8 protein-coding genes are annotated in these 9,570 nt (G+C 51.7%); 5 read left to right on the forward strand and 3 right to left on the reverse strand.

Translation table 11 applies throughout. The annotated features are described in order from the left end of the window. Position 1: 1 nt before the first annotated feature. Positions 2 to 139: a BTB/POZ domain-containing protein gene (locus tag AD928_RS14665; RefSeq protein ID WP_156470040.1), complete on the reverse strand. Its 138-nt coding sequence runs from the start codon at positions 137 to 139 to the stop codon at positions 2 to 4. Between the two features lie 808 nt (positions 140 to 947). On the opposite strand from AD928_RS14665, the gene AD928_RS01390 reads away from it, so the two are divergent. After that, positions 948 to 2,150 carry a tyrosine-type recombinase/integrase gene (locus AD928_RS01390; protein WP_062247644.1) on the forward strand — a complete coding sequence of 401 codons (1,203 nt, stop codon included), beginning with the start codon at positions 948 to 950 and terminating at the stop codon, positions 2,148 to 2,150. 206 nt (positions 2,151 to 2,356) lie between these two features. Here the strand turns inward: AD928_RS01390 and AD928_RS01395 are convergent, their stop codons facing one another. Further along, positions 2,357 to 2,755 (reverse strand): MerR family transcriptional regulator, encoded by a 399-nt coding sequence (locus AD928_RS01395; RefSeq protein ID WP_062247646.1) that lies wholly within the window; start codon positions 2,753 to 2,755, stop codon positions 2,357 to 2,359. Between the two features lie 73 nt (positions 2,756 to 2,828). Here AD928_RS01395 and AD928_RS01400 point away from each other — a divergent pair, with 73 nt between their 5' ends. From AD928_RS01400 to AD928_RS01415, 4 genes are read left to right on the forward strand one after another with little or no spacing between them, the layout of a single operon-like run. Next, positions 2,829 to 3,479 (forward strand): cation efflux transmembrane domain-containing protein, encoded by a 651-nt coding sequence (locus AD928_RS01400; RefSeq protein WP_010516881.1) that lies wholly within the window; start codon positions 2,829 to 2,831, stop codon positions 3,477 to 3,479. Next, a complete protein-coding gene (locus AD928_RS01405; RefSeq protein ID WP_019088956.1) occupies positions 3,472 to 4,914 on the forward strand; it encodes a TolC family protein in 1,443 nt (480 codons plus the stop codon). Before AD928_RS01400 ends, AD928_RS01405 begins: the two co-directional genes overlap by 8 nt. After that, positions 4,911 to 5,945 carry an efflux RND transporter periplasmic adaptor subunit gene (locus AD928_RS01410; protein WP_062247648.1) on the forward strand — a complete coding sequence of 345 codons (1,035 nt, stop codon included), beginning with the start codon at positions 4,911 to 4,913 and terminating at the stop codon, positions 5,943 to 5,945. Before AD928_RS01405 ends, AD928_RS01410 begins: the two co-directional genes overlap by 4 nt. Further along, a complete protein-coding gene (locus tag AD928_RS01415; protein WP_062247650.1) occupies positions 5,945 to 9,079 on the forward strand; it encodes an efflux RND transporter permease subunit in 3,135 nt (1,044 codons plus the stop codon). Before AD928_RS01410 ends, AD928_RS01415 begins: the two co-directional genes overlap by 1 nt. A gap of 26 nt (positions 9,080 to 9,105) precedes the next feature. Here AD928_RS01415 and AD928_RS01420 read toward each other — a convergent pair whose 3' ends face one another. Beyond that, positions 9,106 to 9,318 (reverse strand): hypothetical protein, encoded by a 213-nt coding sequence (locus AD928_RS01420; RefSeq protein WP_233419885.1) that lies wholly within the window; start codon positions 9,316 to 9,318, stop codon positions 9,106 to 9,108. Positions 9,319 to 9,570 lie beyond the last annotated feature (252 nt).

Genomic DNA, 9,570 nt, shown 5'->3' on the forward strand with positions numbered 1-9,570 from the left:
TTCAGACAAAATGTGAGAAATCCGCGTCAATGGTCCAGCCGTCATAATCTGCGGTGATTTCGATTATTCCGTCACTATTCGCCTTCAGCAGAATATCATCGCCGGTGTCGTTGTTTGTAAGATGTACAGATGCGACCATGGAAGCCTCTCTCGATTTTTCAAATAAACCCGCACGACACTCTCAACGGGTTTGTTAGTAACTAAAAAACAGTTAGGTCTCTAAAAAAGTTAGTGCAAGAAAAACATTAGTTATTAACAAACATTAACCGCTTATAAAGATTTGATATATCCCTTATTCCCAAATCTGCTTCCTGAGGCTTTGACTGAGAATTCAGCACGATCTTTTCGGGTCTTTTCAAAATGGAACCTGACAACAAGCGTCCGTTTTTTCCATTTATTTAGACGGATAAATCATGGGGGCCACGCCACTAAAGGATGCCCCACCCGTTCATGCATGCAGAGAAATTTTCAGGAAATACTGCCGCTTTTATGGCGTCACTTCACAAGCCAGACACCAAAGCCTGAAGCCGGTAGCAAGACCTGCAAATACAGACCTCCGGAATCGGATACTTTGTAAGATTTCCCGGCAGGAAGCAGCCTTCTGACCTGCATATCGGTCAGCATACGATACCCCGACCCCGAAAATTATACCCCGACATATACACACAACACACCTGCAATTTAGCGGTATGAAGCGGCACTTTGTGGCATAATCAAAACCGCTTTAAACAGCAGTTTTCTGCACTTTTTGGGACTATTTGGCAAGTTTGGGGATTTTACTGATGGCGGAAGGGGTGTCCGCCAACACGAAGAGACCACACGACGCCTGAAGATATATTTTCCATTTTAAAACAGTCAATTAACTCACACTGTCGCCACCTAACGCCGCAGATAGACGCGTCGAACCGTATGATATAAGGTGGGATTGAAGATGGGACCATAAATCAATGAGCAAGCTTCCGCCGAACCAGTTGACCGTCCGCAAGATCGCCAGCCTGAAAGATGGCGTCTATGGCGATGGCGGAAATTTATGGATCACGATTCGGGGTGAGACTCGCGCCTGGACCTTTCGTTATAAAAGCCCTCTGACCGGCAAGCGCCGGGAAATGGGACTGGGTCCTGCCCGTGATGTGTCCCTCTCTGAAGCCCGCAGCAAGGCTGCCGAGGCTCGCCGTCTTTTGTTGGAGGGACGTGACCCTCTGGAAGAACAGGCCAAAAGAAAGCAGAGTGCCACCAAGAAGCGGACCTTCAAGGAGGTTGCCGAACACTATATCAAGGAACAGACACCAGCTTGGAAAGATCCGCGTTCCGCGCCCATGTGGCGTAGTTCTCTCGCTCGGCATGCTTATCCCCTCATAGGAAATCTTCCAATTGACCGGGTCCAGACTGAGGATGTTCTCGCCGTACTGCGCCCGATCTGGGAAACCACCACGGAGACAGCCAGTCGCCTGCGTGGGCGCATTGAACGTATTCTGGATTATGCGCACAGTCATCATTGGCGCGAAGGTAACAACCCTGCGCGTTGGCGCGGTCATCTTGCCAACATTCTTCCCAAACCAACAGCCGTGGCAAAAGTCGTGCATCATGCGGCCGTGCCTTATCGCGATCTTCCTTCTGTGTTTGCGCAACTTGAGCGACAAGACGGCGCTGCGGCTCTTGCCGCCCGTTTTCTCTGCCTGACGGCGGCTCGTTCTGGTGAAGTGCGTCATGCACGGTGGTCTGAGATTGACCTCGAAAAGCAAATCTGGGTCGTCCCAGCGGAACGCATGAAAGCAAAGCGGGAACATCGCGTACCCTTGACAACGGGCGCCCTGAACGTGCTCCGACGAATGGAAATACTGCGCCCCCTGCCCTCCGCAGATGGTTTGATTTTCCCCGGAGGCAAAATCGGATCACCGCTCAGTGACGTTGCCATCTCCAAAGCGCTTCATCGTGCAGCTGGGACTAAAGACGTAACCATCCACGGACTGCGCTCCAGCTTTCGCGACTGGGCAGCAGAAGAAACCGACTTCCCGCGAGAAGTCGCAGAAATGGCGCTGGCCCACGCCATTGGTAACAAGGTTGAAGCCGCCTATCGGCGAGGAGATCTACTCAACAAGCGACAGGAGATGATGAAGCAATGGGAGCAATTCTGCACAGATCGCGTATAGAAATCGTGGGCTGCTTTGGGGGGGAAGCCGAATGTCTGCTTCAGAACTGGCCTGATCATAAACTGCCACCATGGGAGCACGTATAGTCCTTGAATTTTCCATGAGGATTTTTCAGATTCTGACACGTGAGGATGAGGCCGTATAACTATTTCGGGTAATCTTCCGTCAAATGCAGAATCGACTGGCTGCGAAAAAAGTCAGGAGAACTAATTATCAAACGGAGAAAGTGCTTCAATAATTCGGCATTCTGAAATATTACCTCCCCCGCATGATTCTATCATCGTAGAAAGTTCATGGCGCAATGCGATGATATCCGCAATTTTGCGCTCAATTTCTGCCATATGGTCACGAGCAATTCTATCAACTGTCTTACAATCCTGGGTTCCCTGATCCGTTAGGGATAATAGAGCTCTTACCTGGTCTAATGAAAAACCCAGATCCCGAGATCGACGAATAAAAGACAGTCTCGCGAGTGCCTCATCATCATAAGTGCGATAATTGCCATCGGTCCGCTGTGGCGGAGCCAGAAGACCGATCCGTTCGTAATAGCGGATCGTCTCGACTTTGGTATTCGTCGCCTTCCCCAAGGCACCAATCGATCGCATTCCCTGCCTCTTGACCCTGTAGTTGCTACAGGGAGCATACATTAAAACAGATGATTCGTCAGGGAGGCGCTGGATGGCAGGAGGATGCTGTGGTGGATGCACAGATACGCCGCTACCAATCAATAAATCATGGCGGAGAGCGCTCCTGATCGCGCTTTTTCTCAATGCCAGCATGTTTGCCGTTGAAGCTGGGGCTGGCGTGTCGGTTGGATCTGCATCCGTACAGGCGGACGCGATTGATTTCCTTGGCGACAGCGCCAACTACGCAATAAGCCTCAGTGTTGCCGGAATGGCATTGCGATGGCGAGCTGGCGCGGCCTTTCTGAAAGGCCTGACCCTGTTCATGGCTGGGCTATGGGTAATGGCCAATGCTGGGTGGATAGTAATGAACAGCAACCATCCGCCTCACCCAGACGCAATGGGCGGCATTGGTCTGCTTGCCCTCGCGGTCAATCTGGCCTGTGCCCTCATATTATGGACACACCGGAAAGGTGATGCCAACCGCCGTTCTGTATGGATCTGCTCTCGTAATGATGCGATCGGAAATGTTGCCGTTGTGCTGGCAGCTCTGGGCGTGTTTGGCACTCGTTCTGCGTGGCCGGATATTGCGGTAGCTGCCATCCTTGCGATGCTTGGTATTAGTGGAGGTGTGCAGATTATGCGACAATCGAGAGTAGAACTAACAGATAACAAATCAGATATATCACGACATATCAATGTATAAATCATATAATACTCTAGAATATATTAAGCAGGTAAGGAGACGCACACGCTATAATGCGGCATTCATTCTCCTGATTTTTCCCCTGCTCTGTGGCTGTACAAATAGTGATCACTCAAATATTTCGCCGGAATCAGATGTCCAGAAATTTTCCAGCCGTCAATTTACGGATGCCGGATTGCAAGAATTCATTACAAAAGTTCTCGGACCAAACGTATCGAGTCAGGAAAACGCATGGGGCATCACTCGCCTGACGCTTGCTACCTTGTATTTTCATCCCGATATCCTTGTAGCTAAAGCTGAACTGGAAACGGCTCGCGCTGGAATCAAGACAGCCGGTCAACTGCCCAATCCCAGTTTCACGGTGCTGGGTGGCCCATCGGCTCATTACGTCGGCTACGGCGCGTCAATACTGATCGAATTTTTCGGCAGGCGTTATCACCGTATCAAAGAAGCCAGATATCGGGCTGCCGTCGCGCAATGGGAAGTCATCAATACTGCATGGAAACTACGCAGCGACACGCGGTCTGCTCTTCTCGGCGTCTGGGCTGTATCCGGGCGCCTCAAGCTTGTGGAAGAGACTGCGGCAGCTAAACGCGAACTCTTTACCCTGGAACAGGCACGTTTTGATCAGGGGCGAGCATCCGCTCTCGAAATATCGCAGGTACGGACGGAAATGATCCATGCCGAGTTGTCTGTCAGTGATCTGCGGCGCGAGTATGCCGTCCGTAAGGCAGCTCTGGCAGGAGCAATCGGGGTTCCTGCCGAAGCACTTGATTCCATTGCTCTTGATACAAAAGCATTTGATGTCTGTCCCGACCTCATGGAATACCGCGATTCACAGGACATGAGATACCAAGCCGTAATGCAACGCGCGGATCTGCGGGAACTTCTTGCGTCTTATGACGCCGCCCGACAGGCTCTACGGGTCGAAGTTTCCCGACGCTATCCCGATGTCACCATCAGTCCCGCCTATAACTGGGATATTTCAAATCGCTTTGAGGTAAATCCCTCTCTGCAAATTCCGATTTTCAATCAGAACGAAGGCCCCATAGCTGAAGCTGTTGGGCAGGAGCATGAGGCGGCGGCTCGTCTCCGGCGTGCAGAGAACACGGTGTTTAAGTCCATCTCGCAGGCTACGGCCAATTACCGCGGCACGACATCAATTCTGCTACAGGCGGATGAACTTGCCAAAACCGTACGGGTAAGGCTGAACCAGATGCAGCACCGCCTTCAGTCAGGCGCAATCGACCGACCAACGATGGTTATGACTCATATAGAGCAGATTCAAGCAGAGACCGCTCTTCTTGAAGCAGAAATTCAGCAACGGCAAGCCATAGGTCAGATCGAAGATGGCATGCAGCAGCCCATTTTTGATCACACCAGTGCCGCGCAGGTTTCCGGCCTGCTTGAAAATAACCAAAGGAACTCACCATGAAAGCGAGGGCCTTCTGGCTGCCTCTTGTAGGTCTTTCTGTCTTCCTAGTTCTAAACGTGGCGAACATTGCTATTGCAGATGATGATGATCCACCAGTTTCGGTTCTTGGCGCAGAGGCGACCGTGACGGTCTCCCCGGAAGCAGTTACGAAGAGTGGCATCGCTTCTGCACGACCCAGCATCGTGCCTTGGAGAAAGTTGGTTCCCGCCTATGGTTACGTTCTGAACGCAACACAACTTATCACTCTTGTTAGTGATTATGCTGACATGAAAGCGCGGCTGGAGAGCATGCAGGCACAGCAGACGCTTGCCCGTGCGAAACTCGATCGTGACAAAGGACTGTATCGCGACCGGCAGAATATCTCTCAGGAACAATTCCAGGAGACAACAGCCAGATTTCAGTCCAACTCAGCTATGGTAAAAGCAGAACAGGTCCGGGTGAATAACGCACTTAATATTATCAGACAGCAATTTGGTTCGGTCATATCTGACGCTACCGAAAAAAATACAATTTTCATTACACAGTTACTTCAACAACAAGTGGTCTTGGTCAAGGTGACCCTTCCACCAGATACGGATCTACCAACCCCACCAAGTCAGGCGGATGTGACCGATTATGGAAACACGGGTGGACACGGGACAATGCTCCACTATTTGTCTCCTGTAACCATGACCGATCCTGCTCTTCAGGGGCGTAGCTTTTTCTATTTTGCGTCGGCTGAAAGTCAGCTTGTCGCGGGCATGAATGTTTCCGTTCTCCTGCCTACCGAAGAGGAACGTCCCGGTATCCGGATACCTGCATCAGCTATTATCTGGCTGCAAGGTAAGTCGTGGATATACCGTGATAACGGACACGGAAAATTTACACGCCGACCCCTTACGACCGACGTGCCGGACCGAGAAGGTGGCTACCTGATCCAAGATACTCCAGGACAAATCACACACGAAACGCAAATCGTCGTAGAGGGTACGCAATTACTTCTGTCTGAAGAATTCCGAGCTCAGCTTGAATCAGGAGACGATGACGACTGATGACGGGACGTTCTTTCAGCCTTCAGGCAGCTATTATCGGGTTTTCGATCCGCTTCCGGGGCGTGGTTATCGCAACCGCATGTCTGTTGTTCTTCTATGGCCTGTATGGCTTGAGACATGCCAGCTATGATGTGTTTCCGGAATTCATTCCGCCACGGGTCACGATCCAGACCGAAGCCGCTGGTTTTACGCCGGAACAGGTCGAAACATTGGTTAGTCGCCCAATGGAAATTGCCCTGACCGGCCTCCCGGGTATTCAGCGCGTGCAATCGACTTCGATTCAGGGACTGTCAGTCGTCAACGTCCTGTTTGCGACATCGACCGATATTTATCGCGCCCGGCAACTGGTCGGGGAACAAATGAATGTTGTTGCACAGCAATTGCCAGCCGGTGTTCATGCTCCGACTATGACGCCACTGACCTCATCCGCCGGTCTGGTACTGGTGATTGGTCTGACGTCGGAACAACAGTCCCTCATGCAGTTGCGCACGCTTACTGACTGGTCATTAAGGCCGCGTCTGCTGGCGTTGCCTGGTGTGGCTGGAGTCAGTGTGTTTGGCGGGGAGCGTCGGTCACTCCAGATACAGGTACATCCAGACCAACTCATCTTGCATCATATCGGACTTGATGACGTCCTTGCGGCTGCCCAGGAAGCAACTGGCATACAGGGGGCCGGCTTTATTGATACCCCGAACCAAAGAGTCGTTCTTCAGTCTGACGGTCAGGCCCTGACGCCAGAAAGTCTGGCCCGCACTGTGATTGTCCGCTCTGATAATGGTGCTGTCACACTGGGCAGTATTGCCACTGTAACTGAAGCCCCTATTCCCGCCTTCGGCGCGGCCAGTATCGAGGGAAAGACAGGCATTGTGGTTAATATATGGGAACAGTACGGTGCCAATACGATGGCTGTGACCCGGGAAATCGAGGCGGCACTTACCGATTTCCGCCCGCAATTGCAGGGACAGGGGATTACATTGCATGCGGACCTGTTCCGACCCGCCAATTTCATTACGACCGCATTGGGGAATGCCACACGAGCATTGCTTCTGGGCGGTTTTCTGGTGGTTGCCGTAATCTTTCTTTTCCTTTTTGACCTGCGAACCGCTGCAATCTGTTGCGCCACCATACCTTTGGCTATTCTGATAGCCCTGTCGTTGCTGGAGACACTCGGGGTTACTTTGAATGCCATGACCCTGGGGGGGCTTGCTATCGCCATCGGCGAGGTCGTGGATGACGCCGTGATCGGGGTCGAAAATGTTACACGCCGATTGCGTGAAAACCGGCTTCTGGTCCAGCCCGCATCTACAGCGCGCGTCGTACTCGATGCATGCGTTGAAGTCCGCAGTGCAGTGGTTTACGCGACCTTTGCTGTCATTATCGTTTTCTTGCCTGTCATCGCCCTTCCCGGACTTTCGGGACGACTGTTTGCTCCACTGGCAACAGCTTATGTTCTTGCGGTCATGGCTTCTCTTGCCGCTGCTGTAACCGTTGTACCTGCACTCTGCGCATGGCTCTTGGCGACGCCTGGAGAAACCCGGAGAGAGCCCCCCCTGGCAGGATGGACCGCCAGAGCTTATGAACGTCTTCTGGCCAGATTAATGCGCCATCCCCGATTTGTTATAGGCGGGATGATCCTGACCACCTTGATAGGGTTTGCGGCCCTTCCATTCCTTGAAAGCGATTTCATTCCTGATTTCAAGGAAGGTCACCTTATCATTCATATGACGGCTGCTCCGGGGACTTCCCTGGAACAGTCTCTGAAATTAGGTAGACAGGTTACAGAAAAACTTCGTCAGCTTCCCGAAATCCGTTCGGTTGCTCAGAGAGTCGGACGCGCCTCGCTGGATGAGGACACGTATGGACCACATACCAGCGAGTTTGAGGTTGATTTGAATCAGGTGGATGGGAAGGCTTCCCGACAGATTGATGCCCGCGTTCGCAAAGCGCTTGACGGGTTCGTTGGGGCCAGTTTTTCTGTCAGTAGTTTTTTGACGATGCGCGTAAACGAAACCCTTTCTGGTTCGTCTTCGGCTGTGGCAATCAATATTATTGGCGATGATCTGGATGTATTGGATATCCAGGCAAATAATATTGTCCGCATGTTGCATCAGATACATGGCGCAACAGATGTCCGGATAGAAGCACCCCCTGGTGTTCCGGAACTTGCTATTCGGCTACGCCCTGCTGATCTGGAGCGCTGGGGGCTTCGGTCGGCGGATGTACTCCGATCCATCCATACAGCCTGGCAGGGTGAAACCGTGGGGCAGATATACGAGCGTTCTGCGGCTTTTAATGTTATGGTTCGTCTTGATGACGCAAGTCGTAATGATGTTGCGTCTGTCGGCTTCCTGCCACTGCATACTGTTCACGGAAACTACGTACCACTCCGCGCTGTCGCAGACATATATGAGACGAACGGTCGCTATCAGGTGTCACATCTGGGAGCACAGAGAACACAGACTGTCACCGCAAATGTTACAGGACGATCAGCTCAATCTTTCGTTCAGGACGCACGCACGACTATAGCAAAAAATATCAAACTGCCTCTTGGAACCTACGTTCAGTTTACATCCGCAGCGGAAGCTGAATCACAATCACGCAAGGAACTGTTTATAAATTCCGGGCTCGCTGCCATAGCGGTCATGATTCTGCTCTCAATAATCACACAAGGATGGCGCAATCTCGCTCTGATACTCGTCAATCTTCCCTTCGCATTTGTCGGCGGCATTCTGGCAATCATTGTTTCCGGCACAACGCTAACTCTTGGGGCAACAGTCGGCTTCGTTACTCTATTCGGGATTACGCTTCGGAATTCGGTGATGATGATTTCGCATTTTGAGACTTTGGTCGAGCGGGAACATCTCACATGGGGAGTAACAACAGCGCTCCGGGGGGCCAGAGACCGCGTCGTCCCCGTACTCATGACATCGCTCGTTACGGCGCTTGGACTGGCGCCTCTGGCTGTTGATATGAATGCGCCTGGGCGGGAAATCGAAGGACCTATGGCAGCTGTCATTCTTGGAGGGCTCATGACATCAATGATACTTAACCTGTTTGTTTTGCCTATTCTTGCTGTCAAATTTGGTAGTTTTTCTGAAAACGAAACGGGAGTTCCGGAAACCTTGTTCAAGTGACAGGTATGGGCCACTGCTGCACAGAACTACTTGAAGATTATGTCCGATATGCCAATAGAACCCAGAATGAAAACTGCTTCCGTATCACGCTCGGCCACCATTCGGTCTGGCTCGACCTTCTGGTTGGGTTCGGAATTGCCTTCATGAATCTTGACGCTGTCCATAAAATCTGGATTGCCGCCCGCACCGAACATCATCGTGTCAAGGCCGAAAACCGAAAGCATCGTTGCCCGATCCAAATGATTTATACTCCCTGCCCAGTGGCTTCGGGCGTGTCTTGCTACGGCCAACCTAAGCGCCTGTATTCTTGCTGGTTATTTCCCATAACGATCACCCCACTCTCGGCTCCAAGTGATAGCGGGGGACTGCGCGGACTATGTCCGTTATGCGAAAGGCGAGCCAACCCACTTTTATGTCCGACATGAAGGCGGAAGCGCAATGTCTGAACCTATTCGTCAGGCTATCAAAGTTTCTTTTCCCCTTACAGATTT

The organism is Acetobacter cerevisiae, assembly GCF_001580535.1.
Taxonomy (GTDB): domain Bacteria; phylum Pseudomonadota; class Alphaproteobacteria; order Acetobacterales; family Acetobacteraceae; genus Acetobacter; species Acetobacter cerevisiae.